This window comes from Actinoallomurus sp. NPDC052274, assembly GCF_040679475.1.
Lineage (GTDB): Bacteria > Actinomycetota > Actinomycetes > Streptosporangiales > Streptosporangiaceae > Actinoallomurus > Actinoallomurus liliacearum.
Genome location: NZ_JBFAUT010000010.1, coordinates 38,597 through 63,019 on the forward strand (window position 1 = coordinate 38,597; position 24,423 = coordinate 63,019).

21 protein-coding genes and 1 tRNA gene are annotated in these 24,423 nt (G+C 71.8%); 12 read left to right on the plus strand and 10 right to left on the minus strand.

Going from position 1 to position 24,423, the window contains the following annotated elements:
* The first annotated feature begins 479 nt into the window (after positions 1–479).
* A complete protein-coding gene (locus AB0K82_RS11465; RefSeq protein ID WP_364395476.1) occupies positions 480–1,310 on the plus strand; it encodes a cyanophycinase in 831 nt (276 codons plus the stop codon).
* Between the two features lie 2 nt (positions 1,311–1,312).
* A complete protein-coding gene (cphA, locus tag AB0K82_RS11470) occupies positions 1,313–3,961 on the plus strand; it encodes a cyanophycin synthetase (RefSeq protein ID WP_364395478.1) in 2,649 nt (882 codons plus the stop codon).
* Between the two features lie 215 nt (positions 3,962–4,176).
* Here the strand turns inward: cphA and AB0K82_RS11475 are convergent, their stop codons facing one another.
* The 3 genes from AB0K82_RS11475 to AB0K82_RS11485 form a co-directional block, all read right to left on the minus strand.
* Positions 4,177–4,767 (minus strand): response regulator transcription factor, encoded by a 591-nt coding sequence (locus AB0K82_RS11475; protein WP_364395480.1) that lies wholly within the window; start codon positions 4,765–4,767, stop codon positions 4,177–4,179.
* Between the two features lie 241 nt (positions 4,768–5,008).
* Positions 5,009–6,127 carry a C40 family peptidase gene (locus AB0K82_RS11480; RefSeq protein WP_364395482.1) on the minus strand — a complete coding sequence of 373 codons (1,119 nt, stop codon included), beginning with the start codon at positions 6,125–6,127 and terminating at the stop codon, positions 5,009–5,011.
* Positions 6,128–6,487: 360 nt separating this feature from the next.
* Positions 6,488–7,312, minus strand: a complete 825-nt coding sequence (locus tag AB0K82_RS11485; RefSeq protein WP_364395484.1) for a chaplin family protein — start codon at positions 7,310–7,312, stop codon at positions 6,488–6,490.
* Positions 7,313–7,847: 535 nt separating this feature from the next.
* Here AB0K82_RS11485 and add point away from each other — a divergent pair.
* From add to AB0K82_RS11500, 3 genes are all read left to right on the plus strand, one after another.
* The gene (gene add / locus AB0K82_RS11490; RefSeq protein WP_364395486.1) at positions 7,848–8,846 is read left to right on the plus strand and encodes an adenosine deaminase; all 999 of its coding nucleotides are present in this window, start codon (positions 7,848–7,850) and stop codon (positions 8,844–8,846) included.
* A gap of 239 nt (positions 8,847–9,085) precedes the next feature.
* Positions 9,086–10,048: an aldo/keto reductase gene (locus tag AB0K82_RS11495; RefSeq protein ID WP_364395488.1), complete on the plus strand. Its 963-nt coding sequence runs from the start codon at positions 9,086–9,088 to the stop codon at positions 10,046–10,048.
* Positions 10,049–10,399: 351 nt separating this feature from the next.
* Complete coding sequence (locus tag AB0K82_RS11500) at positions 10,400–11,092, plus strand: zf-HC2 domain-containing protein (protein WP_364395490.1); 693 nt, start codon at positions 10,400–10,402, stop codon at positions 11,090–11,092.
* Positions 11,093–11,292: 200 nt separating this feature from the next.
* Here the strand turns inward: AB0K82_RS11500 and AB0K82_RS11505 are convergent, their stop codons facing one another.
* Complete coding sequence (locus AB0K82_RS11505; RefSeq protein ID WP_364395492.1) at positions 11,293–11,898, minus strand: hypothetical protein; 606 nt, start codon at positions 11,896–11,898, stop codon at positions 11,293–11,295.
* A 248-nt stretch (positions 11,899–12,146) separates the two neighbouring features.
* On the opposite strand from AB0K82_RS11505, the gene AB0K82_RS11510 reads away from it, so the two are divergent.
* Positions 12,147–12,659: a GNAT family N-acetyltransferase gene (locus tag AB0K82_RS11510; protein WP_364395494.1), complete on the plus strand. Its 513-nt coding sequence runs from the start codon at positions 12,147–12,149 to the stop codon at positions 12,657–12,659.
* A 42-nt stretch (positions 12,660–12,701) separates the two neighbouring features.
* On the opposite strand, the gene AB0K82_RS11515 is transcribed toward AB0K82_RS11510, so the two are convergent.
* Positions 12,702–13,427, minus strand: coding sequence for an SDR family oxidoreductase (locus AB0K82_RS11515; RefSeq protein WP_364395496.1), 726 nt, complete (start codon positions 13,425–13,427; stop codon positions 12,702–12,704).
* Positions 13,428–13,510: 83 nt separating this feature from the next.
* Between AB0K82_RS11515 and AB0K82_RS11520 the strand changes: the two genes are divergently transcribed.
* Both AB0K82_RS11520 and AB0K82_RS11525 read left to right on the plus strand, forming a co-directional pair.
* The gene (locus AB0K82_RS11520) at positions 13,511–14,479 is read left to right on the plus strand and encodes a LysR family transcriptional regulator (RefSeq protein ID WP_364395498.1); all 969 of its coding nucleotides are present in this window, start codon (positions 13,511–13,513) and stop codon (positions 14,477–14,479) included.
* Positions 14,480–14,656: 177 nt separating this feature from the next.
* Positions 14,657–15,016: a hypothetical protein gene (locus AB0K82_RS11525; RefSeq protein WP_364395500.1), complete on the plus strand. Its 360-nt coding sequence runs from the start codon at positions 14,657–14,659 to the stop codon at positions 15,014–15,016.
* A gap of 216 nt (positions 15,017–15,232) precedes the next feature.
* On the opposite strand, the gene AB0K82_RS11530 is transcribed toward AB0K82_RS11525, so the two are convergent.
* The 3 genes from AB0K82_RS11530 to AB0K82_RS11540 all read right to left on the minus strand — a co-directional run bounded on the left by AB0K82_RS11530 (position 15,233) and on the right by AB0K82_RS11540 (position 17,860).
* A tRNA-Ser gene (locus tag AB0K82_RS11530) sits at positions 15,233–15,322 on the minus strand.
* Positions 15,323–15,657: 335 nt separating this feature from the next.
* Positions 15,658–17,337, minus strand: coding sequence for a fatty acid--CoA ligase (locus tag AB0K82_RS11535; RefSeq protein ID WP_364395502.1), 1,680 nt, complete (start codon positions 17,335–17,337; stop codon positions 15,658–15,660).
* A 19-nt stretch (positions 17,338–17,356) separates the two neighbouring features.
* Positions 17,357–17,860 carry a SigE family RNA polymerase sigma factor gene (locus AB0K82_RS11540; protein ID WP_345366612.1) on the minus strand — a complete coding sequence of 168 codons (504 nt, stop codon included), beginning with the start codon at positions 17,858–17,860 and terminating at the stop codon, positions 17,357–17,359.
* A 283-nt stretch (positions 17,861–18,143) separates the two neighbouring features.
* Here AB0K82_RS11540 and AB0K82_RS11545 point away from each other — a divergent pair, with 283 nt between their 5' ends.
* The 3 genes from AB0K82_RS11545 to AB0K82_RS11555 all read left to right on the plus strand — a co-directional run bounded on the left by AB0K82_RS11545 (position 18,144) and on the right by AB0K82_RS11555 (position 21,347).
* On the plus strand, positions 18,144–19,067 hold the full coding sequence (locus AB0K82_RS11545) for a hypothetical protein (protein ID WP_364395504.1): 924 nt from the start codon (positions 18,144–18,146) through the stop codon (positions 19,065–19,067).
* 133 nt (positions 19,068–19,200) lie between these two features.
* Positions 19,201–20,010, plus strand: a complete 810-nt coding sequence (locus AB0K82_RS11550) for a MauE/DoxX family redox-associated membrane protein (RefSeq protein ID WP_364395506.1) — start codon at positions 19,201–19,203, stop codon at positions 20,008–20,010.
* Positions 20,011–20,177: 167 nt separating this feature from the next.
* Positions 20,178–21,347 carry an FAD-dependent monooxygenase gene (locus tag AB0K82_RS11555; protein ID WP_364395508.1) on the plus strand — a complete coding sequence of 390 codons (1,170 nt, stop codon included), beginning with the start codon at positions 20,178–20,180 and terminating at the stop codon, positions 21,345–21,347.
* On the opposite strand, the gene AB0K82_RS11560 is transcribed toward AB0K82_RS11555, so the two are convergent.
* A complete protein-coding gene (locus AB0K82_RS11560; RefSeq protein ID WP_364395510.1) occupies positions 21,320–22,261 on the minus strand; it encodes a helix-turn-helix domain-containing protein in 942 nt (313 codons plus the stop codon). The two genes, AB0K82_RS11555 and AB0K82_RS11560, sit on opposite strands and share 28 nt — an antisense overlap.
* A gap of 71 nt (positions 22,262–22,332) precedes the next feature.
* On the opposite strand from AB0K82_RS11560, the gene AB0K82_RS11565 reads away from it, so the two are divergent.
* Positions 22,333–22,917 (plus strand): cysteine hydrolase family protein, encoded by a 585-nt coding sequence (locus AB0K82_RS11565; protein ID WP_364395512.1) that lies wholly within the window; start codon positions 22,333–22,335, stop codon positions 22,915–22,917.
* Positions 22,918–23,110: 193 nt separating this feature from the next.
* On the opposite strand, the gene AB0K82_RS11570 is transcribed toward AB0K82_RS11565, so the two are convergent.
* A complete protein-coding gene (locus AB0K82_RS11570) occupies positions 23,111–24,301 on the minus strand; it encodes an ATP-binding protein (RefSeq protein WP_364395514.1) in 1,191 nt (396 codons plus the stop codon).
* Positions 24,302–24,423 lie beyond the last annotated feature (122 nt).

A 24,423-nucleotide genomic window follows, 5' to 3' on the forward strand; every position in this document is an offset into this window, starting at 1 on the left:
CCGGCGACGGGGAGGGGCCAGGAGCCTCGGCGGGAGAGACCCATGGCGGTCGGTTCGGCGAACGGCGTTACGCATAAGTCCAGTTTTCGCGGTCTTTAGGGCGATTATTCGTGACCCTACCGGTCGGCACCGACACTCTCGCACCGGCGACCTTCTCGCCCGCCGCCCCATCGCGCTCCGGGCGCCATTCCGCCGGCTTCGCGATTCGGGTGCGAAACGTCGAGCCCGTCAAAGAACCGCGGAGACCGGCAGGACGGCGACCGGCGCCCTCAGGCCGACGGCGGCCCGGCCGCCGGGCGGCCGAGGAGCAGCCGCCCGGCGAGGACCCCGGGCCCGACGGTGTCCTGCCGCCGGTCAAGGCCCCCGGCGAGGACCGCCCTGGACGACCCGCCCACGTCGACGGCGCCTTCCCCTGCTCGTGTACGACCGCGTCACGATCCGTCTGACTACTTGAGGTGACATTAGGGTAACTAGTTGTCGTGACCGACATAACGGAGGAGGGACGCCGCAACGGCCGGCTCCTCGTCATCGGCGGCGCGGAGAACCGCACCTGCGGTACCGGGCCGCTGGAGGAGTTCGTCTCCCTCGCCGGGGCGAACGAATCCCGCATCGTGGTAGTCACCACGGCGACCGAGAAACCCGAACAGGTCGCGGCCGAGTACGCCGAGGTGTTCCATCGGCTCGGCGTCTCATCCGTCACCGAACTCCGGCTGCCGCGCCGCGCCGTCGCCGACAGCCAGGCGTCGCTCGACGTACTGCGGGGGGCCACCGGCGTGCTGTTCAGCGGCGGTGACCAGTCCCGCATCCGCAGCCTCGTGGGTTCGAAGGCCAACGCCCTGCTGCGGCAGCGCCTCACGGCCGACGGGCTCGTCATCGCCGGGACCAGCGCGGGCGCCACCGCGATGGGCCGCTGGATGATCCTTGGCGGGAACGGTCACGAGGTCGCCGCCTCCACGGTCCGAATCGGCCCCGGACTCGGCCTGCTCGACGACGTGCTCATCGACATGCACTTCGCCGAACGGGGCCGGCTGCCCCGGCTCCTCAGCGGAATCGCGCTCGACACCCTGCGGCTGGGCGTCGGCATCGATGAGGACACCGCGATCGTGGTCCGCGAGGGCCGCTTCGAGGTGATCGGCAGCGGGGTCGTGACCATCGTGGACGCCGACCAGGCCACCGTCGGGTACGCCGAGTGCGACGACGATCCGATGGCCCTCTTCGACGTCCGCCTCCATCTCCTTCCGGCCGGCTGCTGGTTCGACATGGAACAGCGCAAACCGTGGTTCGGCCCCGTACCCGCAGCAGAGGAGTGACCATGCACCTCGAGCATCTGCGCCGGCTGAACGGTCCCAACGTCTACATCTCGCGGCCGGTGGTGATCGCTCGGCTCGATTTAGGAGAGCTGACCGGCCGGGAGACGACGGACTTCCCCGGCTTCGCCGAGCGGCTGGTGGCCGCGCTCCCCGGTCTGGCCGAGCACCACTGCTCCGCCGGCCGGCCCGGCGGACTGCTGGGCGCGATGGCCCGCGGCACGTACTTCGGGCACGTCACCGAGCACGTCACGCTGGAGCTGTCCGCGCTGATCGGCCGGGACGTCTGCTTCGGCCGTACGGTGTGGGCCGGGATACCGGGACGCTACGACCTCATCCTCGAACGCCCGGCGGACGAACCCGCGGAGACGCCGCTCGTCGGCGACCTCATCGACCTCGCCATCCGTACGGTGACCGGCCTGCTGAACGACGGGGACATCGCGTTCGACGCCGAACTCGCCGCCCTGGCCGCGACGCACGAGCGGACGAGCCTGGGCGTCAGCACCGCCGCCCTCGCCGCGGCGGCCCGGCGGCGCGGCATCCCCGTACGCCGGGTCGATGACCTGAACCTGCTGCAGCTCGGGTACGGGCGACATCGGCGCACGGTCTGGGCGGCGATGACGGACCGGACCTCGGCGATCGGCGTCGAGGCCGCCGGCGACAAGATGCTCACCAAACGGCTCCTGGAGAGCGCCGGGCTGCCGGTGCCGGAGGGCACCGTCGTGACGACCGTCGAGGAGGCGATCGCCGCGTTCAAGGAGATCGGCGCGCCCGTCGTGGTCAAGCCGCTCTCCGGCCACCAGGGGGAGAACGTCTGGATCGAGCTGACGGACCCCGACGAGGTCGCCGCCGCCTTCCACGCGGCCTCCGCCGACGGAGGCGAGGCGCTCGTCGAGACCTACGTTCCGGGCCGGGACCACCGGGTGCTCGTCGTCGGCGACCGCGTGGTCGCCGCCGCCGAGCTCAGTCCCGCGCGGGTGACCGGGGACGGCCGGTCCACCGTCGCCGACCTCGTCGCCGCCGCGAACACCGACCCGGCGCGCGGCGAGGGCCACGACCGGCCGCTCACCCGCCTGGCGCTCGGCGAGACCGAGCTGGCGCACCTGGCGCGGCAGGGCCTGGCCCCGGACTCGGTGCCGCACGCCGGCCAGGTCGTGGCGCTACGCCGCAACGCCAACCTGTCGACCGGGGGGACCAGCAAGGACGTCACCGACCACGTCCACCCCGACGTCGTACGGCTCTGCCGCCGCGTCGCGGCGACCGTCGGCCTCGACATCTGCGGCATCGACCTGCGCCTACCGGACATCACCGCGCCGCTCCCGGCGGACGCCGGCGCCTCCGGCGTCATCGAGGTGAACGCCTCGCCCGGCCTGCGCATGCACCTGGCGCCGTACGAAGGTCCTTCCCGCGACGTCGCCGCGGAGATCATCGACCGGCTCTATCCGCCCGGCACCTCCGGGCGCGTGCCGATCGTGGCCGTCACCGGCACCAACGGCAAGACCACGACGGTACGGATGATCGCGCACCTGCTGGCGCAGGACGGCCGGCGGGTCGGGATGGCCACCACCGACGGCGTGTACGTCGGCGAGGAGCTCGTCTACCGGGCGGACGCGTCGGGTCCGCTCTCCGCGGCCATGGTGCTCGCGGACCGCACCGTGGACGCGGCGGTGCTGGAGACCGCGCGCGGCGGCATCGTACGACGCGGGCTGGGCTACGATCGCGCCGACGTCGCCGTCCTCACCAACGTCACCGACGACCACCTCGGCGTCGACGACATCGCCACCGTCGACGACCTCGTCGAGATCAAGGCGCTGGTCGCCGAGGAGATCCGGCACGGCGGCCGGCTCGTGCTGAACGCCGACGACCCGCGGACGGCCGCGCTCGCCGACCGTCCCCGCGTACGGGACCGCGAGCCCAGCGTCCGCTACTTCGCCATGTCCGCGGCCGCGCCGCGCGTCGAGCGGCACCTGCGGACGGGCGGGATCGCGTACTTCGTCGAGGACGGCATGCTCACCGAGGCCAGCGGAGCCGGCCGGTCGGAGATACTGCCGGCCGCCGACGTCGCCGGGTCGTTCGGCGGGCTTGCCCGGCACGTCATCGGCAACGCGCTCGCGGCCGCCGCGGCGGCGCGCGCCCTCGGCATGCCCATCGACCTGGTCGCGCGGGGACTGCGGACGTTCGAACCGCACGACCTGAACCCGGGCCGCGGCTGCGCCTTCCAGGTCGAGGACCGTCCGATCGTCGTCGACTACGCGCACAACCCGGCGGCCGTGGCCGCCGTCGGCGAGCTCATGCGGCGGGTCTGGCGGCGGGACTGCGTCGCCGCCGTCACGCTGCCCGGCGACCGCTGCGACGAACTGGTCATCGACACCGCCCGCGCGGTCGCCCGCTCCTTCGGCCGCGTGGTGGTGTACGAGGACGAGGACCTGCGCGGCAGGCGGCCCGGCGAGATGGCCGAGCTGATCAGGCGGGGACTCGTCGACGCCCGCCCCGACGTCCACGTACACCCGGCGGGCGACCTGAAGGACGCGGTCGGCATCGCGCTCGGCGTCTCCGCGCCGGGCGAGCCGATCCTGCTGCTGTACGAGAAGCTGCAGCCGGTCATGGACCTGCTCGACGCGCTCGGCGCAGCCTCGCTCCCGGGCGCACTGTGACCGGAGAGGCCTCGCTCCCGGGCGCGCTGTGACCGGAGGGCCGTCCCCGCCGAGGGCGCTCCCGGCGACCCGTGGACGGCCCTTCCGGGCCGCGCACGGCGATCCGCTGAGAGCGTCCGCGGCGGTCGCGCCGATCGGGCCGGGTGCGGCGACAGCGGCACCCGGCCCGATCGCTGAAGCCCGAGCGCTAAAGCCCGATCGCTGAAGCCCGGTCGCTAAAGCCACGCCCGCTCGCTGGCGATCCGGATCGCGTCGATCCGGTTGCGCGCCGCCGTCCTCGTGATCGCGCTCGACAGGTGGTTCCGCACGGTCTTCACCGACAGGGACAGCCGTGCGGCGATCTCCGCGGTCGTGGCCCCGTTCGCCGCGATGCGGAGGACCTCCAGCTCGCGAGGTGTCAGCGGATTCTCCTCGACGGCGCGGGCGGTCCCGGCCAACTCCGGGTCGATCACCGGACGGCCCACCGCGACCTGACGGACGACGCGCATGAGGACGTCGGCCGGCGCCTGCCTGCTGAGCAGGCCGAGCGGGTCGACGGCCAGCGCCCGCCGTACGCCCACGGGATCACGGCGATCGGCCAGCATCACGACGGAGCACTCCGCGGTCAACTCGCGCAGGTGTGCCACGCCCGTCGATCCCGCCGGGCCGGGCAGGTCGATGTCGATGACCGCGACGGCGGGACGCAGCTCCGCCAGCGCCGCCGCGAGGCCCTCCCCGTGGGACAGAGCCGCGACGACCTGGATGTCGGGTTCCCGGTCGAGACAGGCGGACAACCCTAACCGGAGCACGTGCACATGCTCGGCCACGAGCGTACGGATCGCCGCGTGCCGCGAGTCGTTCCGCGATGATCCCCACCGCCTTAACCCCGGTCGGCGCTCCGAACATCGATCGCTTTTGTTCATGCATCGCCCCTGTCGACAGCCGTAAGGCACTTTGCCCCGTACATCGCGGATAAACCTTGCAAAGCGCCGCGAGCTAGAAGTTACTAGTCAAGCCACCGCAGTATGCCCCGTTTGAGGCAGAGAGCGACCGACTCGGTACGGGCCGTCACCCGCCCGTGGGCGCGGAGCCCGCAAGTGCGGCCTGCAAGGCGGCGACTGAGTCGGAACCGCCGGAGGCCTGCGACCCGCCGGGCGTCCCCGGAGATCCACCGGGCGTCGTCCGGGTGTCGCCCGACGCCGTCCGGATCCCGGTCTGCGTCACGCGGCTCGCCGCCGTACGGATGCGATCCGGCGTCATGCGGATCCGCGCGGTGCCGGTGTCGTCGGCCGGCGCCGCCTGGGTGCCGGTCGGCGTCGCGCGGATCCGCGCCGTGCCGGTGTCGTCGGCCGGCGTCGTGCGGGTGCCGTCGGCCGGCGTCGGAGCGGCCATCGCGGCGGATGCTCCGGCGGGAGCGGCCGGTCGGGTCCCGTCCGGCTTCGCGGCGTCGCTCGTCCGGCTCGCCGCGGGCCCGGGCCCGTGCGGGACGGCCGCCGACCGCGCCGGGGCGGAGGCCGAGCCGCCCGCCCCCGCCGGCCCGCGGCGCGGCACGGACACCGGGCCGTCCCATGCCGCCGATCGGGCCGGGACGGAGACCGAGCCGAGAGCCTTGCGGCGAGGTCGGCCCGCGAGCGTCCGGACCCATCGAGGCCACACCCGGTACGCGGGGGCTCCCGGCCGGGCGGCACCGGCGAAGGCCCGGCGCCGCCAGCCCGTCAGGGAGCCGCGCTGGATGACCGTCCCGGTGTGCGGGGCGTGGACGAACCGGCCACGGCCGACATAGATGCCGACGTGACTCGCCCCGGAGAAGAACACCAGGTCGCCGGGGCGCAGGCTCCTCATCGGGACCTTGCGCCGGATCAGGTGGTACTGGATGTCCGCGCGGTGCGGCAGGCTGACTCCGCCCTTCCGCCAGGCCGCCATCGCCAGGCCCGAGCAGTCGTACGACCGTGGTCCGGCCCCGCCGAACCGGTACGGCTTGCCCATCTGCCGATAGGCGAATCGAACGGCCCGCCGGGCGGCGACCCGCTGCGCGGCGATCCGGGCCAGGTAACGCTCATAGGCGTGCAGGACCCGGAACTGCCGATGCGACGGCGCCGAGGCCGCCATCACGGCGTATCCCCGCTCCGTACGGGCCGCCGCGCCGGACGGCGTCCAGAAGGCCAGGAGCACGCTAACGCCGATCACCGGGTATCGCAGTAAAGCGGGACGCGTAGCGCCGAGGTGGGCTTTACCGGCCGGAACACGGTCGTGGTACGTCGACTTCATCCACCGTCCCCCAAATGGCGAGTGAGCCTTTTCAGCGCAACACTTACCCTGAAAGACGGGACACGTACCATTACCCTTTTCGCCGCAATCCCCGCTATCCGGATTTCGATCGGCCGCCATATAAGAAAGGTCAGCACCGACACGGGAAATGGCCAGTCACCGGTAAACAGAACGCCGCCCAACCGCCTTGAATAAGGCGATTAGGTGAGGACGTGGAGCTCCGTGAAAACGAAAACCGCCCGGCCGGAGTACCGGCCGGGCGGAAATCGGAGCCGAAGGTCAGGAGTTGCCGCCCCGGGCGAAGGAGGCGTCGCCGTCGCAGGCCGCTGCCGCCAGGCCCCGGATGGCGCCCGAGTTGCCGCAGATCACGATGGGCGCCGCGACCGGCGCGCTGACCTGGTCGTTGCTGAGCAGGTGGGTGGCCGACGAGCTGCTGCCCTGCGCCGAGGACTGGTTGCAGGCCTCGGGGCAGACCGGCGCGCCGACCGGCTGCGAGCAGGCCTGAGCGCAGGCCGGCGCCTGGTGGACGGTCGTCTGGGCCGGCGGCTGGGCCGCGTCGCAGGCGGTCGGGCAGGCCGGAGCGGCGGGCTTGGCGGGCTCGGCCGTCACCTGGGTCGACGACGAGCACGTCGCGGGGCAGGCCGAGTTCGCCTGCGAGGACGCGCCGCCGCTGCTGATGCTGGAGTGGCCCCGGCAGGCCGCGGTGCCCAGACCGCTGTCGGAGATCGCGTTGCCGCAGATCAGGATCGGAGCGGTCAGCGGCGCGTGGACCTTGTCGTCGCTGCCGATCGAGGTCGCCTCGATGCCGTGGTCGTGGTGGTGGTTGACGAAGCTCAGGCGCTGGGCGGCGCCCGTGGCCAGGGTCGAGCGCGGGCTGAGCGCGTTGACGGCGTTGCCGTTCGCGTTGACGGTGGTGTTCCGCAGCAGGTTGTTGGCGGTGATCGGGGCGGTGACGGGAGCGGTCACGTCCGCCAGCACGCCGCCGAGGAGGCTGCGGTCTCCGCGCGTGGTGTTGTTGTCGGCGTTGGCGATGCCGCCGCCGACCGCCGCGAACGCGGCTCCGACGAGGAGGGCTCGGGCGGCGCGAACAGTCCATTTACGCATTGGTCCCCCAAGGGTGTCTGTTTTTCCAGCGATGATGCGGGTGGTTTTCCGTCGCGGCGGGATCGCACGATCACGTTGGATCGGAATATTGGCGAGATCCACCCATCGTGTCCGCGAGAGCGGAGACCCGGATGCTTGAGCGGCGATTCGGACGTGCGGCACAGAATGTGCTCCACGCGTACGAGTCGGTCCGCTTCACGCACTCTCCAGGTGGCCGATGATCTCGAAAGTCGAAGGTTCTTGCTGACCGGTGGAAAGGCTAACACCGCCATTCCCGTCTTCCGGAGCACGTCGAATCGCTACGTAAAAGGGTCACCCGCCGCGCGGCGGTGTTCTCCACGGCGAGGGTCAGGCCAGACCAGGCGGGAGCCGAGAAGGCAAACGGCAGGCAACGGAGAACGCGCCATTCGACGCCGATCCTTGATGTCGCCATTACCCGCGTTCCGCGGCTCCCCCGGCCAGGCCGTCCGCCGGCGTCCGCGAGGGCGGGGAAAATCGGATGACATGCCGGTATCCGGTTCCTACGCTGCCTCGAGTGCGTGACCTGACCCGCCTGCCAAAGGCCCACCTGCACGTCCACCTCGAGAGCACCATCCGCTGGGCGACGCTCCGGGAGATCGGGACCGCCAACGGCGTTCCGGTGCCCGAGCCCCCCGCCGACGGCCCGGTCGTGTTCGACGACTTCGGCCGGTTCGCCGACCTCGGCGCGCTCGTCCGCGACTGCCTGCGCCGGCCGGAGGACTTCCGGCGGATCGCCGTCGAGTTCTGCGCGGACGAGGCCGCGCAGGGGACCCGGTACGCCGAGGTCACCTTCACCGCGGCCGCGCACGGTGAGCGTCTCGGCCATCCGGAGATGCCCCTCGAGGCGGTGCTCGAGGGACTCGCGGAGGGACAGGCCGCGTACGGCATCGAATGCCGGGTCCTGCTGGACCACTCGCGCCGGCGCTCGGTGGACCGCGCCCGGCACACGGTGGACCTGGCCGCGCGGTACGCGACGCACGGGGTTCTCGGCATCGGCCTGGCCGGCGACGAGGCCCATTCCCTCGCGCCGTTCGCCGAGGTCATCGAGTCGGCGCGGGACGCGGGCCTCCACCTCGTCCACCACGCGGGGGAGACCTGCGGACCGGCGAGCATCCGCGAGGCGATGACCGTCGGTCACACCGAGCGGCTCGGGCACGGGATCCGCGTCCTGGACGACCCCGACCTGCTCGCCGAGGTACGGGACCGCGGCCTGCCCCTCGAGGTATGCCCTTCGTCGAACGTCGCGCTCGGCGTGGCCCCCTCGTTCGCCGCGCACCCGCTGCCGCTCCTGCGCGACGCCGGGCTCGTCGTGACGGTGAACACCGACATCCCGGTGATCGTGGGCACCACGCTGACCGAGGAGTACGCCCGGATCCGTACGGCGTTCGGATACGACGACGCCGTGCTGGCCGAGTTGTCGCGGGCGGGGGTCGAGGCGTCCTTCGCCCCGGAGCCGACCAAGGCCCGGCTGCGCCGGGAGATCGACGCCTGGCTGGCCGCCCCCGCCTCCTGACCTGGCGGGCACGGTCGGCCCCCCGACGGTCACGGGCCGACGGTCACGGGCCGACGGTCACGGGCCGGCCCGGCGGCCCTGGACGTCGCGGGCCGGCCTTGGACGACCCTGGACGGCCCGGGAGCGGCTGACCCTCGTACGGCGGCCGCGGTCTCGTTCGCGCCGCCCCGGCGCGACACCACCATCCCCGGGCCGCCCCTGTCCGCGCGTCTGCGACCTGCCTCACTAGGGTCGGAAGCATGTCCGATATGGCGTATCGCCCGCTGGGCGACTCCGGTCTCGTCGTCTCCGTCGTCGGCCTCGGCTGCAACAACCTGGGCCGTACGAAAACCCGTACGGAGACGCTCGAAGGCACCAGAAAGGTCGTCGACGCCGCGCTGGACGCCGGCATCACCCTCTTCGACGTGGCGGACATCTACGGCGCCGAGCCGGGACTGTCCGAGGATCTCCTCGGCCAGTCCCTCGTCGGCCGCCGCGACGATGTCGTGGTCGCCACCAAGTTCGGGATGGACATGCGCGGCGCCAACGGCCCCGACTTCGGCGCGCGCGGGTCGCGGCGCTACATCCGCCGGGCCGTCGAGGCGTCCCTGCGCCGGCTGCGCACCGACCACATCGACCTCTACCAGTACCACGCTCCCGACGGCGTGACCCCGATCGAGGAGACGCTCGCCGCCCTGGACGAACTCGTCCGTGAGGGCAAGGTCCGCTACATCGGCTCCTCGAACTTCGCCGGATGGCAGGTCGTCGAGGCCGACTACGTCGCCCGCGCCGCGGGCGGTGCCCGCTTCATCAGCGCGCAGAACCACTACAACCTGCTCCACCGCGACCCCGAGGCGGAGCTCGTACCCGCCTGCCAGGCGTACGGCGTCGGGCTGCTGCCGTACTTCCCACTTGAGTCCGGCCTGCTGAGCGGCAAGTACCGGCGGGACGAGGCTCCTCCGGCCGGGACGCGGATCGGCGACACCCGGCGCGCCATGCACGCCGACGCGGACTGGGACACCATCGAGGCGATCGGCGACTTCGCCGACCAGCGTGGCGTGTCGATGCTGCACGTGGCCATCGGCGGCCTCGCCGCCCAGCCGACCGTGTCCTCGGTGATCGCCGGTGCCACCTCACCGGAGCAGATCCGTACGAACGTCGAGGCCTCGCAGTGGACCCCGAGCGATGAGGACCTGACGAAGCTCGCCGAGATCACGGGCTGAGGCGGCCCCCGGTCCGGCGACGGGGCATCGCGCCGATCTCCACGTCGGCCGATTGAACCCCGGCGCGTCTTTTCGCGTACTCCCTGCCGACATCGGACCCGCACGGGCGGGACGACCGCTCGCCGGCCCGATCGCGCCTCGCGCGGCGAGGCGCGATCGGGCAGGGACCGAATCGTCGGGGGCGGGGCGGCCGGAAGACCTTCGGCCGCCCCTGGTCCGGCCCGCGTACTCGGCTCTGCGGGCCTGCTGTGAGGTGGGCACGGCGGCCGTGCCCGGATACGGTGAACGCCAGGGTCGATCACATGCACCGGGGCGGGGCGTGCCGGGCGGAAGAGACCAGGGGATGACCGGATGAGCGTCGCGCACACCGATGTCGGCGCCTACGTGCTGGGTCTTCTCGAAGAGGACGACCGCCGGGCGTTCGAAGAGCACCTCGCCGGGTGCGCGGCCTGCGCCTCGGAGGTCGAGGAGCTCGGCGGCATGCGGCACCTCCTGAGCGGCGTGGCCCCCGTCGAGCCCGTCCCCGACGCGCCGCCGGCGGACGTCACCGACCTGCTGCGGCGCCGGCGCCGGGCCGCACGCCGTCGCCGGCGCGGCAACGCCGTGATCGGCTTGGCGGCGGGTGTCGCCATCGTCGCCGGCGGCGTGACCATCGGCGCCGCCCTGACCGGCCCCCGCGCGTACACCCACCACCACGGCAGCCCCGCCGCCGACCTCCTCGCGCGGGGCGAACGCCACACAGCCACCGACCCGACGACCCACGCCAGCGGGACCGTCGCGACCGAGAGCGCGCCGTGGGGGACACAGGTCGCCCTGGACCTGGCCGGCATACGCGGCCCGCTGACGTGCCGGCTGGTGGCGGTGACCCGGTCCGGGGAACGGCGCGCGGTGACGGGGTGGGCGGTCCCGGCGAAGGGGTACGGCGTGCCGGGCGCGCCGGCCCATCTTCAGGTGCACGGCGGAACGGTCGCCAAGCGCTCGCAGATCGTACGTTTCGACGTGCTCATCGACGACGGCGGAACACTCCTGCGGATCCCCGTATAAGAGTCCCTCGGCAGCCCCATGAGAATGAGCCGGCCGCTGCGAGCATGACGAGCTCAGGGCCGGCGTACGCACTGCGTCTTGGCCTGCGCGAAAATGGGATCCCGGCCGGGCAGCGCGGCGATGGGCGGTGGGAGCCGCCGCGCCGTCAGCGTGTCCGTGAGGAACGGGCACCTGCCTTCCGCCCGTTCGCGACGGCCGCCCTACGGGGCACGGTGAGCGGCGTTCTGCGACGCCAGCCACGGGGACACGCGATCACGATCGAGGAGTTCGGGTCTGGCGAGCCGGTCCAGCATGAGGTGCACCGAGCCCGCCGCGTCCTGAGTCCACGCGTAACACTGCTCTTTGGTCCCGCACTGGATCGCGGCGCGGCTCCTCGCGACAGCGACGATCGCCGGGGCGTCGGCCCGGACCTGCTCGCCGTCCGCGGCATCCCGCAGCCGTACTCCGGCCGCCGCGGCGACGCCGGCGATGTCGGACAACTGGTCGTGCAGCCAGTCCCATGGGGCGGCCTTGACCTCGTCGGCCCAATGACGTTCGCACGGCTCGGCATCATGGAAGCGCGGATGAAAGTGTGCCGCCTCGAACCCTCCGCGCACGCCGTCGATGCGATCGAAGAGGTCGGCTCGCCACAGCGGCTGATCCGCCACGATCTTCTGGGCCGCCGACTCGGTCCCGCGATGTGGCTGAGGGCTTCGCAGGCGAAGCTCGATGCGTGCTCCGTGCTCGAGGTGACTGTCCTTGACGCTGACCTCGAACCAGTGCCGGGCGAGGATCGCGATCTCGTTGTAGACGAAGGCGTGTAGCACCGCACCACTCCTCGACGATCGCCGGATGGCAGCCCAGGCGCAGGGCCACGATCGGTGGTCGATCACGGTGGGCGCGCGGGCCGCCGGGCAACGCGTCATTCTCCCCACGCCCACCCGAGGCACGCAATCACCGGTCGCGTGGTCTTCCTGAGATTCCGCTGAGTGCGGCGCTCGCCGGACCGTTGTTCGGCGCCGCCGTCCCGGTGATCAGATCGGATCCACCGACACCGGCGGCCAGGATGGATGGCGTGAGCGGACTCATAGTGCGGGAGATCCGGCCGGGAGACGGCGAAGGCTGTGCGCGGGCGTGGCGAGACGCCGGCCGACACTACGCCGCGGTCGTGCCGGAGGTCGTTCAGGAGCCTGATCCCGAGGGTCTCGCCGAGTGGTTCGAGCAGGCCATCGGCGAGCCTCGGGAGGAGGACACCGCCTGGCTGGTCGCCGAGGACGACGGTCAGGTGGTCGGCCTCATCGAAGCGGCGGTGATCCGGCCGGCGCCCGACGCCCGCTGGCAGATCCAGCGCGATCTGTCACGGGTACGCCTCGTGATCAACGCACTCGCCGTCGCCGCGGAGTGCCGCCGCCAGGGCGCCGGCACGGCGCTCATGGCGGCCGTCGAGGCGTGGGGACGGCGAAGGGGCGCGGAGATCGCGGTGACCGACACGAACCTGAGCAGCCCGCTGTCGGTCCCGTTCTACGAGAAGCGGATGGCCTACCACCGACAGGGGATCACCCTCCGCAAAGCCCTCTACCCCGCGTGAACGACCTCGTCGAGGAAGCCGCCCAGCGGATTCCGTCTGAGGTCACCAGGGGACGACGCCCTCGTCGTCGAAGAAGCCGCCGCGCGGTCCGTCATCCGGCAGGGTCGCGAGCCGGATCGCGATCGCGGCGCCCTGCTCGGGCGTCCGCGGCGCGTTGAAGCCGGTGAAGTCGGTCGCCACATAGCCGGGGCAGGCGGCGTTCACGATGACGTTCGTTTCGGCGAGTCGGCGGGCGTACTGTGCCGTGACGCTGTTGAGCATGGACTTCGACGGCGCGTACGCGGCCATGATCGGACCGGTCTGCAGCGTCAGCGAGCCCATGTTGCTCGACATGTTGACGATGCGCGGCGAGTCCGCGCGGCGGAGCAGCGGGAGCATCGCGTTCGTCACCCGCACGACCCCGAACACGTTCGTGTCGAGGACCGTGCGGACGACGTCGAGGTCGAGCGTCGTCGGATCCTGCGCGCCACCGTCCGTCCGGCCGGAGATGCCCGCGTTGTTGACGAGCACGTCGAGCCGCCCTGCCGTCTGCTCGATCGTCACCGCCGCCGCGGCGACGCTGTCATCGGAGGTGACGTCGAGGGCGACCCCGAACGCGTCGACGCCCGCAGCCCGTAGACGCTCGACGGCCTCCTCGCGCCTGGCATCGTCGCGAGCCCCCACCGCGACCGTGAAGCCGATCGCCCCAAGACCTCGTGCGATGGCGAAACCGATTCCCTTGTTCGCGCCGGTGACCAGCGCGATCTTCGTGTCGTTCACTCGACCCATGCTCGGTGAGCCGCACGCTCGGGGTCCAACACCGCTTCAGTCTGCTGTGATACCCACGGGGTATCACTCGGTAGGCTACTCGCGTGGACGATCTCGAGACCCGCGAGCTCCGGTACTTCGTCGCCGTCGCCGAGGAACTGCACTTCGGACGCGCCGCTGTTCGGCTCGGGATCGCACAACCGCCGCTCTCACGCGCGATCCGCCAGTTGGAGCGGCGGCTCGGCGTCCAGCTCCTTGACCGAAACCGTCGTGGAGTGGCGCTCACCGACGCCGGCCAGGTGCTGCTCCGCGAGGCCGGAGCGGCCCTCGACGCGGTAGCGGCCGCCGCGCGCCGGACGCGCCGTGCCGGGGATCCGAAGCGGCCACTCGTGCTCGTGACGAAGGCCGGAGCGTCCCACGAGCTGCTGCAACGGCTCCTCGACGCGCTTGCGAGCGAACCCGGTGCGGCACCGGTCGAGGTCCTCCTGTGCGAGGTCGGCGAGCAGGCAGGGCTGCTCCGCGACGGGCGCGCCGACGTGGCGCTCATGCACCGGCCGTTCGACGACCTCGCCGGGTTCGACACCGAGGACCTCTGCACGGAAGGCCAGGTCGCGATTCTTCCCGCGGCGCATCCGCTCGCGGCACGCGATCAGCTCACGCTGGCGGAGGTCCGCGACGTGCCGGACCTGCCGATCGCTCGATGGCCCCGGCTCGACGGGACCTACCCGGACGGGCCCGGACCGGAGGTGCGCACCCAGTCGCAGCTCGCTCAGCTCGTGGCGCTCGGCAGGACGCTGCTCGTCATCCCGGCCTCCAGCCGCGCCTGGCAGTGGCCCGAGCACGTCGCGGTGCCCGTCGTCGACGCGCCGGAGGTCACCACGGTGATCGCATGGCCGCGAAGCAGTCGTTCACCGGCGGTCGCATCACTCGTCCGCTCAGCGACCAGCCTCCACGGCACCGCGCTGCCTTCCCTCGCGGGCCGGGTACGACCCGGCCGCCCTGGTCGGGGAACCGCATCGGAAACCGCGACCGGGATGATTCATTCGCCGCCACCGGCCCCGCCGGGCACGTGATTCACAGCCACTGTCCGACGAACTCGCGCGGGGGCCGGCGGTCGACACGCCAGGGACCGGCACCCACGCCGCACACCCGCAGGGCGTACCGGAGCGGGCGGCGCGCCCGAAGCCGCGCTCGATCCCATTGGCCAGAGGTTCGGCGCTTGTCCATGGGATCGCTTCTACCATTGCCCCGTGCCGTACGAGATGGAGACGTATCAGCCTTATACGTCATCCCGCGTCGTCACGATCGATGAGTTGGCCGGCTTGTACGTTCCGGACCATGAACCGGTGTTCGCGTACGGCTGCGGCGGTGAGGACGTATTGATCGTCTCGGTGCACGAGGGTTTCAGCACCGTTTCGCTGCTGCACGACCGGACGTGGTACTGGCTTGAAGAGTCACCGGATGCCGATCCTGTTGAGATCGTGCTGTGCGGGCAGGAGGCGTGGGTCCCGGCGGGTGCCATGGTTCGGCCCGAGACCGGGCTCGCCGCGCTGCGGCTGGCCCATGACGTGCCGCATCTGATGACCCGGTTCACGTGGCGCGCGCAATGAGCCCTTGCCCATCATCATGGCGGCTTCTCAGGCACAGCTCTCATCTGAGGTTTTAGTGGCCGCCGCCCAGGTCAGGACGCCAGCGCCCGGATGGCCGCTGCCCTGTGGGGCGAGGAGCAGCAACCGCAACGGGAACTGCGACTGGGACCGCAGGAGCCCCAGGAACGATCAAGGGCCTTCCCCGACGTTCGTCGGGGAAGGCCCTTGATCAAGGAGCGGAGGCTCGGGGATTTGAACCCCGGATGGACGGTAAGCCCAAACCGCATTAGCAGTGCGGCGCCATAGACCGGACTAGGCGAAGCCTCCTCGGTGGCCACCAGGCCGCACACAGCGTACCGGGCATCAGCCCTTGTGAGCAAAGCGTTCGGTGGTGTCCCTCGACTCAGGCCGTTACGCCGAGGATTTCCGTCGCTGGGGCGACGAGGATCCGGGGCGCTGAGCGCGGCCGACGTCACCCCGCCGTCGCCGTGGACACCTTGCCGTCGGCATGGACGGCACGCCGCCCCTTTTGTTCCATCTGGACAGCAACGACGGCGGCAAAGAGTTCCGGGCGACGGCGAGGCGCGGCGCTCTGGCAGGGGCCGGCGCCGCGGGCCGGGGCCGCGACTGCGGCTCTGGGGGCGGGTGTCTTGGGGCGCCGGTCAGTCCGCTTCGATCACGTCCAGGATCCCGTCGGCGTACATCTGGCGGAGGGTGCGCTTGGAGAACTTGCCCACCGAGGTCTTCGGGACGGCGGCGATGAAGGACCAGTGCTCCGGGACCTGCCACTTGGGCACGCGTTCGGCCAGGTACGCCCGCAGGTCGCCGACGGAGATGGTGGCGCCCTCGCGGAGGACGACCGAGGCGAGCGGGCGTTCCTGCCACTTCGGGTCGGGGACGCCGATGACGGCGGCCTCGATGACGTCGGGGTGGCCCATCAGGTGGTTCTCCAGCTCCACGGAGGAGATCCACTCTCCGCCGGACTTGATGACGTCCTTGGCGCGGTCGGTGAGGACGAGGTAGCCGTCGGAGGAGACGGTGCCGACGTCGCCCGTACGCAGCCAGCCGTCGTGGAACTTCGACGGGTCCTCGTCCTTGTAGTACGAGCCGGTGATCCAGGCGCCCCGGATCTCGATCTCCCCCACGGAGGCGCCGTCGGCGGGCAGGACCGTGTCGCCGTCGCCGACGACGCGGACCTCCAGGCCGCTGAGGACGCGGCCCTGGGTCGTGCGGTAGCGCAGGGGGTCGGGGCACGCGGGCGGCGGGTGCGCGACCGAGGCGACGGGGGAGGTCTCGGTCATGCCCCAGGCCTGCACGATCCGGACGCCGAGGTCGTCGAACGCCCGGAGGATGGACTCGGGGACCGCGGAGCCGCCGCAGGGGACGAGGCGCAGGGAGCTCAGGTCGGACTCGTTCTCCTGCGCGTACCGGAGGACCTCGTTCCAGATGGTCGGGACCGCGCCGGAGACGGTGGGGCGCTCGTCCTCGATGATCCGGACGAGGGGCTCGGGCTGCAGGAACCGGTCGGGCATGACCAGCGACGCGCCGGCCATGAGGGCGGCGTACGGGAGGCCCCAGGCGTTCGCGTGGAACATCGGCACGACGGGCAGGACGCGGTCCGTGGCGCACAGGCCGACGGCGTTGCCGGTGCAGACGGACGTCGAGTGCAGGTACGCGGTGCGGTGGGAGTAGACGACGCCCTTGGGGTTGCCGGTGGTGCCGCTGGTGTAGCACATGGCCGCGGCCCGGCGTTCGTCGATCTCCGGCCAGTCGAACGTGTCGGGTTCGGCGGCGAGCAGGGCCTCGTACGCGTGCAGCTCCGGGCCGGCGGACTCCAGCGGCGCGAGGTCGGCGTCCCCGACGACGATCACGTGACGGACCGTCTTCATGCGGGGCAGGACGGCGGCGAGGAGGGGGACGAGCGTGGCGTCGACGATGACGATGTCGTCCTCGGCGTGGTCGGCGATGTAGACGAGCTGGTCGGCGGAGAGCCGGATGTTGAGCGTGTGCAGGACCGCGCCCATCGACGGCACGGCGAGGTACGCCTCGAGGTGCTCGGTGTTGTTCCACTGGAAGGTCGCGACCCGCTGGTCGGCGTCGACGCCGAGACGGCGGAGCGCGTTCGCGAGCCGGGCGACGCGGCGGCCGAGCTCGGCGTACGACGTGCGGCGCATCCCGTCGCCGGTGAAGGTCGCGACCTCGGCGTCACCGAAGATCTGGGTGCCGTAGCGCATGATCGAGGAGATGGTCAGCGGATAGTCCTGCATCGTGCTCCACACGGCGGCCTCCACGCTCGAGGGTGTGACCGGATTGTGGCCCTCCGCGCAGTCCCTTGTCAGCATCTCCCGACGAGATCGACGATCACTCCAGGGCGGCGAACTCCTCGTCGGCGTCCTCGCGCAGTTTGGCCATGGCGCGGGAGACGGTGCTCTTCACGGTTCCGACGCTGACGCCGAGGGCCTCGGCGATCTCGGCCTCGGTGAGGTCGTCGAAGTAGCGCAGCACGATGTACGCGCGCTGGCGGGCGGGCAGGCGGTCCAGCAGGCGGTCGAGGGCGTCGCGCAGTTCGCTGCGGTCGGTGTGGTCGGCGACGGGAGTGTCGGGCATCTCGTCGGTCGGGTACTCCTCCAGCCGGCGCCGCCGCCACCAGGAGATGTTGATGTTCACCATCGCGCGGCGGACGTAGCCGTCGAGGGCGGCGCGGTCCTTGATCCGGTCCCAGGCGAGGTAGGTCTTGGCCAAGGCGGCCTGAAGGAGGTCCTCGGCCTCGGTACGGTCGGCGGTGAGCAGGAGGGCGGCGCGCAGGAGCGTGGGGCGCCGTGCCGCGACGAAGTCACGGAACTCATCGTGCGACGCAGTTCCCACAGGACCGCCCGGCATGCTGGGGAGTTCGTTCTGACACCATGCCGACGATCGCACGGGAACCGTAATTGTGGATCAAGTCGCCCCTCATGTTTCGGCCAACCCGTCCCGCGACAATCATGAAAAACTGTCACGTATACCTATCGGCATCTTTGGCCGATTTGGACAAAGGAGTCGACAGAAGGAACGCGCGGGGTAAGGCTTGACGTGCGACTTCCCGTCGCAACGGCCATGAGCACTGTCATCGATGTTCGGAGCTTCCCCCATGCTGCCATCCCGCGATTTAATGCACCGCCGACGCCGGCTCCGGGCGGCGGTGTTCAGTGACGCGCCGCGTTATCCGGAAGAGAGCGATTCCTGGCCCCGGCGCGCGATCGAGGGAGTGATCGTCGACGCCAGCCCCCACGTCCTCACGGTCGCCCTGGCGGACGGTACGCAGGTGCGCCTGCCGATGTCGGCGACCGTCTCCATCTGGTACGACGGCCGCGCCGAGCTCGCGGCCCTGCGTCCCGGACGGCACGCCGTGGTGCGCCCGGCCGAGGCCGGTGGCCTGGCCGCGGAGCACATCTGGGTCGACATCACGCGGGTCACCGGCATGATCACCAAGCGAGTCGGCGAGGTGTTCGAGGTCGACGCGGGGCCGCATCGCGGACGCCTGAACGTGACGGTGCCGGCGCAGGCGCTGCGCCGGGTGCAGGTGCGCCATCCACGCCTGGAGCCCGGCGCGCTGCTCGACGTCATCGGTGTCCGGCGGGGCGGTGAGGTCCTCGGGCTGCGGCCCGCGCAGACGTCTCCCCAACCGGCCCCACACGCGATCGAGCCGACGTCGCGCCGGTCGGTGGGCTCCGTACGGGTCCTGCGCGGCACGGCGACGTGGTTCGACCATCCCGACGGCGCGCGCGGCGCGGCGTACCCGGCCCTGGACCCGTACGGTGACGGCGGTGGCTGCGGCACCGGCCCGGCGACCCGGCTGCCGTACCTGTCGCTGGGCAGTGTGCTGCGGGTCCGCAACGAGTGCACCGGGCAGGAGGCGCACGTGCCGGTCATCGAGTGCGGTTGCCTGGCCGCCCGCTTCTGCGACCGCTGCGTCCGGTGCGGAACCTCGCCGCGCGGCCGGGTGGTCGAACTGTCGAGGAGCGCGTTCGTCGATCTGGGCGGCGACCTGGACGTCGGATGCTTCAACGTCACGGTACGAGTGGACCGCCCATGACCGAGCGCAGCGAGGGAATCGACGGCACAGCCCCCCCGGGTCACCCCTCCGACGGAGGAGGACTCATGACCGAGCGCAGCGAGGGAAGCAACCGCGCAGCCCCACGGGTCACCCTTCCGACGGAGGAGGGCTCATGACCGAGTTGTTCCGCGAGGTGCAGATCCCGTTCCTGGCCACCGTGCTCCTGGCCGGGGCCGTCGGTAAGGCGCTCCCCCACGGCCGTACGCCGAACCTCACCCGGTACCGAGGCGGCGCCTTCGCCCTGGGCGTCGGGGCCACCGAGGCGGTGCTCGGCATCCTCCTGCTGACGACCTCGCTGTTCGCGGTGCGGCTGGCGAGCGTGGTGTTCTTCGCGACCGCCACCTCCGTGGTCGCCGATCTCGTACGGCGCGGGTCGGATGAGGCGTGCGGCTGCTTCGGCCGGCTCAGCACGGCGCCCGCCCGCCGGCTGGGCGTGATCCGGGCCGCGATGCTGACCGGGGCGGCCGTCGTGGCCGCCGGAGCGCCCGGGACCGGGGTGCGGATCCTCGCCTCGGCGGACGTCCGGTCCGCGGCACTGCTCACCGTGGACTGCCTGGTGTTCCTGGCGGTGTCCCCCGAGGTGGTGAACGCCATCGAGCACCGGCTGCATCCGATCCCCTGCGAGCTGCGCGACGTGCCGCTCGACGCGACATACGCGGCATTGCGGCCGAGCGCCGCGTGGCGTGAGCACGCGGCGTCCCTCACCTCGGCCGAGCCGACCGACGTGTGGCGCGAGCTCTGCCACCGCTACCTCGTCTACCCCGGGGAGGTGGACGGCCGGGCGGTCGAGGTCGTGTTCGCCGTCCCGGTCGACGGGGGACCGGCGGCCGTACGCGCCGGAGTCGCGTGGGATCAGGGTTGGGAACGCCAGGACGACGACTCCGGCCCCCAGCGGGTGCACAGCCCCATCGGGGGACGTTGAAGCAGGCGACGTTCGCCTGCCGGCGGTCCCGTCGGGGGCGCTGATGGCGCGCTGACGTACGCCCGCCGCGTGCTGCCAGCGGCCTGTCAGCCGGCGGTGCGCGGCGGGCGCGAGATTGGGTTCGGCGCGGGGGACACCGCGCCGAACCGAGTCTCAGGGAGCCTCTCATGCGGAACACGCGCGTTCTCATCTCCGGAGCCGGCATCGCGGGCCTGGCGCAGGCGTACTGGCTGGACCATCACGGCTTCGACGTGACCGTGGTGGAGCGGGCGGCCAAGCCGCGGCCCGGCGGTCAGGCGATCGACGTCCGCGGCACGGCGCTGACCGTCGCGGAGCGGATGGGCATCCTGCCCGACATGCGACGGCTCAAGACGGACATGCGCGGCTCCTCGATGGTCGACGGCTCCGGCAAGGAGCTGTACTCCAGCACCGAGCGGACGTTCAGCGGAGGCGTCCTCGACAGTCCCGACGTCGAGATCATGCGCGACGACCTGATCGGACTGCTGCGGGACGCGGCGGGGGACCGGGTGGAGTACCTCTTCGACGACTCGATCGCCGCGATCGCCCAGGACGGGGACGGCGTGCACGTCACGTTCGAGAGCGGGGTCGCGCGGTCGTGCGACCTGGTGGTCGGCGCCGACGGGCTGCACTCGAACGTCCGCAGCCTGGTCTTCGGCCCCGAGACGGAGTTCATCAAGTACCTCGGCATGTACGTCGCGGTGTACACCGCGCCGAACTTCCTCGGGCTGGACCGCTGGCAGACCTTCTGCATGGAGGGCGGCGTCGGCGGCGGCGTGATGACCGCGCGCGGCAACGGTGAGGTCCGGGTGTACGTCGGGTTCGGGTCCGAGGAGCCGCTGGACTACGACTACCGGGACATCGAGGCGCAGAAGCGGCTGCTGGCCGACCGCATCGGCGACGTGTGGGTGTTGCCCACCGCGCTGAAGTACATGTGGGACGCGCCGGACTTCCACTTCGACGCCATGGCCCAGATCCACCTGGACCGCTGGTCGCGCGGCCGGGTCGCGCTGCTGGGCGACGCGGGCTACTGCGGGTCGCCGATGTCCGGGCAGGGCACGAGCATGGCCCTCATCGGCGCGTACGTCCTGGCGGGCGAGCTGGCGGCGGCCGGCGGCGACCACGAGGCCGGGTTCGCGGCGTACGAGGCGGAGCTGCGGGACTTCGTCGCCGACAACCAGGCGCTCGCGCTGGTCGATCGGGAGCTCCTGGAGGACGGCGCGGAGGTCCCCGAGTTCGACAACAACACCGCGCGGCTCATCGAGGTGGCCAACGCGCTCACGCTGAAGGACTACGCGCCGGCGAACGTCCGGCGGTAGCTCGTGGGCGGCACACCGACGACGCGCGCGAAGTGGCGGCGGAGCATGGTGGCGGTGCCGAACCCGGTGCGGGCCGCCACCTGCTCGACCGCCAGGTCGGTGGTCTCCAGGAGCCGCTGCGCCTCGGCGACGCGCTGCCGGATCAGCCAGTGCGCGGGCGTGGTGCCGGTGAGCTGGGTGAAGTGCCGGGCGAACGTCCGCGGGGCGGTGCCCGACCGCCTCGCCAGGTCCGCCACGGACAGCGGCTCGGCCAGGTGGCGGCGGGCCCACTCGAGGGTGTCGGCGACGGCGGACTGCGCGGTGGCCGGGGCGGGGACCGGGCGCTCGACGAACTGCGCCTGGCCGCCCTCCCGGTGCGCGGCGGTGACCATGCGCCGGGCGATGGTGTTGGCGACGGCGGCGCCGCGGGCGCGGCGTACGAGGTGGAGGCACAGGTCGATGCCGGCGGCCGTGCCCGCCGAGGTCCAGATGCCGCCGTCCTCGGTGAACAGCACGTCGGGTCGAACGCGGGCGGCGGGGTAGCGCTCGGCGAGCGCGTCGGTCAGCGCCCAGTGGGTGACGGCCCGGCGGCCGTCGAGCAGACCGGCCGCACCCAGCACGAACGCCCCCGCGCACAACGACGCGATCGGCACCTTCGCCTCGTACGCGGCGCGCAGCGCGCCGAGGACGGCGGCGGACACGGGAGCGAGGGCGTCGACCCGGCCGGGCACGACGACGAGGTCGCACTCGGTGAGCGCGACCAGGCCCCGGTCGGGGGCGAGGGTGACGCCGTGCTCGAGCTCCACGGGGCCCTCACCGCAGCGCCACAGCTCGAAGTCGGAACACCCGGGGCGGGAGACTCCCCAGACCTCGGTGATCACGCCGTAGTCGAAGGGGCGGATGCCGGCGCAGACGACGACGCCGACGGTACGCATGGCAGGAAAGTACCGTACGTCGACTTTTCTGCCACTCGTCGGACCCCCGCCGCGAGGGGATGCTTCCTGACATGGCAGAACTCACCGAAAACGCGGCACTCATCGTGATCGACGTCCAGAAGGGGTTCGAGGACCCGTACTTCGGCCGGCGCGACAACCCTGCCGCCGAGGACAACATCGTGGCCCTCATCCGGGCCTGGCGATCGGCCGGCCGGCCGATCGTGCTGGTCCGGCACGACAGCCCGGAGGGATCGCCGTTGGCGCCGGAGTCGCCGGGGAACGCGCTCAAGGACGTCGTCGTCGCCGCGTTCGAGGGCGCCGAGCCCCAGCTGTTCGTGACCAAGAACGTGAACTCGGCGTTCTACGGCAAGCCGGATCTCGACGGCTGGCTGCGCGAGCGCGGCATCGGCCAGATCGTGATCGCCGGCATCCAGACGAACATGTGCAACGAGACCACCGCCCGGATGGGCGGCAATCTCGGATACGACGTGCTCTACCCGATCGACGCCATGCACACCTTCGACGCCGTCGGGCCGGACGGGGAGACGGTGACGGCGGAGGAGCTCACCCGGGCGACGTCCGCCAGCCTGCACCACGGACGGTTCGCGCGGGTGGTGCGCACCGCCGACCTCCTCGGGGCCTCTGCAGGCATATAGCGGACTCTTCCGCGTTCACTAGAAAGCGCTATAGAGAACTCGACTCGACTCTCGACCGTTCTCTAGCGCTCTCTAAGGTCGCGACTAGAGAGGAGTAGATTTCGCTCGCGACGCTCGATCGAGTCGTCTACGCCTCTCTAGCGCATTCGCAAGAGACCGATATAGGACGTCAGAGCGGCCGGGATCGCGGAGGTCAGACCGGCTGGGACCGGAGGAAGTGCCCGAAGTGCGGCACCGTGAAGGCGACCAGGCCGCGCTCCGCGCTGTAGATCAGCCCCTTCTTGATCAGGCCGTCGCGGGCCGGCGAGAGGCTGGACGGCTTGCGGCCCAGCTCCTCGGCGACGGTGGAGGTCGGCACCGGGTCATCGCCCAGCGACGCCATGGCCCGCATGTAATCGCGCTCGGCCGGGGTCGCGCGCTCGTACCGGCTGCCGAAGAAGCCGACCGCCAGCTCCCCCTCCGCCTCCGGTGCCGCGACCTTGATGTCGTCCGCGCTGATCGGGCTCTCCGGCGCGATGTCCCAGGCGACCTTGCCGTACGCCTGGACGAAGTAGGGATAGCCGTCGGCGGCCTGGTAGAGCGCGTCGAGGGCGTCGGGAGTGAAGGTCACGCCCTCCCGCTCGGCCGGGGCGAGCAGGGCCAGGTCGGCGGCGGACCGGTCGAGCCGGTCGATGCGGGCGTACCGGAAGAGGCGCTCGGAGTAGGACTTGCTGGCCGACAGCACCGCAGGCAGGTGCGGCAGCCCGGCGCCGACCACGATCAGGGGTCCACCGCTCTGGGACAGCTCGTGGCAGGCCGCGCACAGCGCCGACACGTCGTCGGCCGGGATGTCCTGCATCTCGTCGACGAACAGCGCGATGCCCACGCCGAGGTCGGTGGCGACCGAGGCCGCGTCGACGAACAGCTCGGTCAGGTCGATCTCCAGGTCGCCGGAGTCGGCCCGGCCGCGCGCGGCGGGCACGTCGATGCCGGGGTTCCACCGGCGCGGCGCGGCCTTGCCCTTCACCGGCTCGGTCTCGGCCTGCGCGAACGCCTTGAGCACGCCGAGGAAACCCTCGATGCGGTCGGGCGCGCGGTGCCGGGGGGCCAGCTCGCGTACGGCCATGTGCAGGGCGGAGGCCACGGGACGGCGGATCGACTGGTCGGGACGCGCCTCGATCTTGCCGGTCCCCCACAGCCGCTGGATCGCCATCGACCGGAACGTGTTGAGCAGCACGGTCTTGCCCACACCGCGCAGGCCGGTCAGGATCATGCTGCGCTCGGGGCGGCCGTGCGCGACACGTTCGAGCACGACCTCGAACTGCCGCAGCTCGCGGTCGCGGCCGGTGAGCTCTGGAGGTCGCTGCCCCGCGCCGGGGGCGTACGGGTTGCGCACGGGGTCCACGCTCTCGGACTCTATGAGCGGATATAGCTGCGGTCGTAGATTTCCGTAGAAAGTGCTACGGCGTGTCGCGCGACGGCGCGGCCGGCACCGTGTCGCACCCGGAGCGGTGAGGATCGCCACCG

Coding starts and splice junctions, on each gene's coding strand:
- AB0K82_RS11555 (WP_364395508.1), top strand. CDS start 20,178: ATGCGGAACACGCGCGTTCTCATCTCCGGAGCCGGCATCGCGGGCCTG.
- AB0K82_RS11515 (WP_364395496.1), bottom strand. CDS start 13,427: ATGGGTCGAGTGAACGACACGAAGATCGCGCTGGTCACCGGCGCGAAC.
- AB0K82_RS11550 (WP_364395506.1), top strand. CDS start 19,201: ATGACCGAGTTGTTCCGCGAGGTGCAGATCCCGTTCCTGGCCACCGTG.
- AB0K82_RS11560 (WP_364395510.1), bottom strand. CDS start 22,261: ATGCGTACCGTCGGCGTCGTCGTCTGCGCCGGCATCCGCCCCTTCGAC.
- AB0K82_RS11565 (WP_364395512.1), top strand. CDS start 22,333: ATGGCAGAACTCACCGAAAACGCGGCACTCATCGTGATCGACGTCCAG.
- AB0K82_RS11545 (WP_364395504.1), top strand. CDS start 18,144: ATGCACCGCCGACGCCGGCTCCGGGCGGCGGTGTTCAGTGACGCGCCG.
- AB0K82_RS11495 (WP_364395488.1), top strand. CDS start 9,086: ATGTCCGATATGGCGTATCGCCCGCTGGGCGACTCCGGTCTCGTCGTC.
- AB0K82_RS11485 (WP_364395484.1), bottom strand. CDS start 7,312: ATGCGTAAATGGACTGTTCGCGCCGCCCGAGCCCTCCTCGTCGGAGCC.
- AB0K82_RS11500 (WP_364395490.1), top strand. CDS start 10,400: ATGAGCGTCGCGCACACCGATGTCGGCGCCTACGTGCTGGGTCTTCTC.
- AB0K82_RS11535 (WP_364395502.1), bottom strand. CDS start 17,337: ATGCTGACAAGGGACTGCGCGGAGGGCCACAATCCGGTCACACCCTCG.
- cphA (WP_364395478.1), top strand. CDS start 1,313: ATGCACCTCGAGCATCTGCGCCGGCTGAACGGTCCCAACGTCTACATC.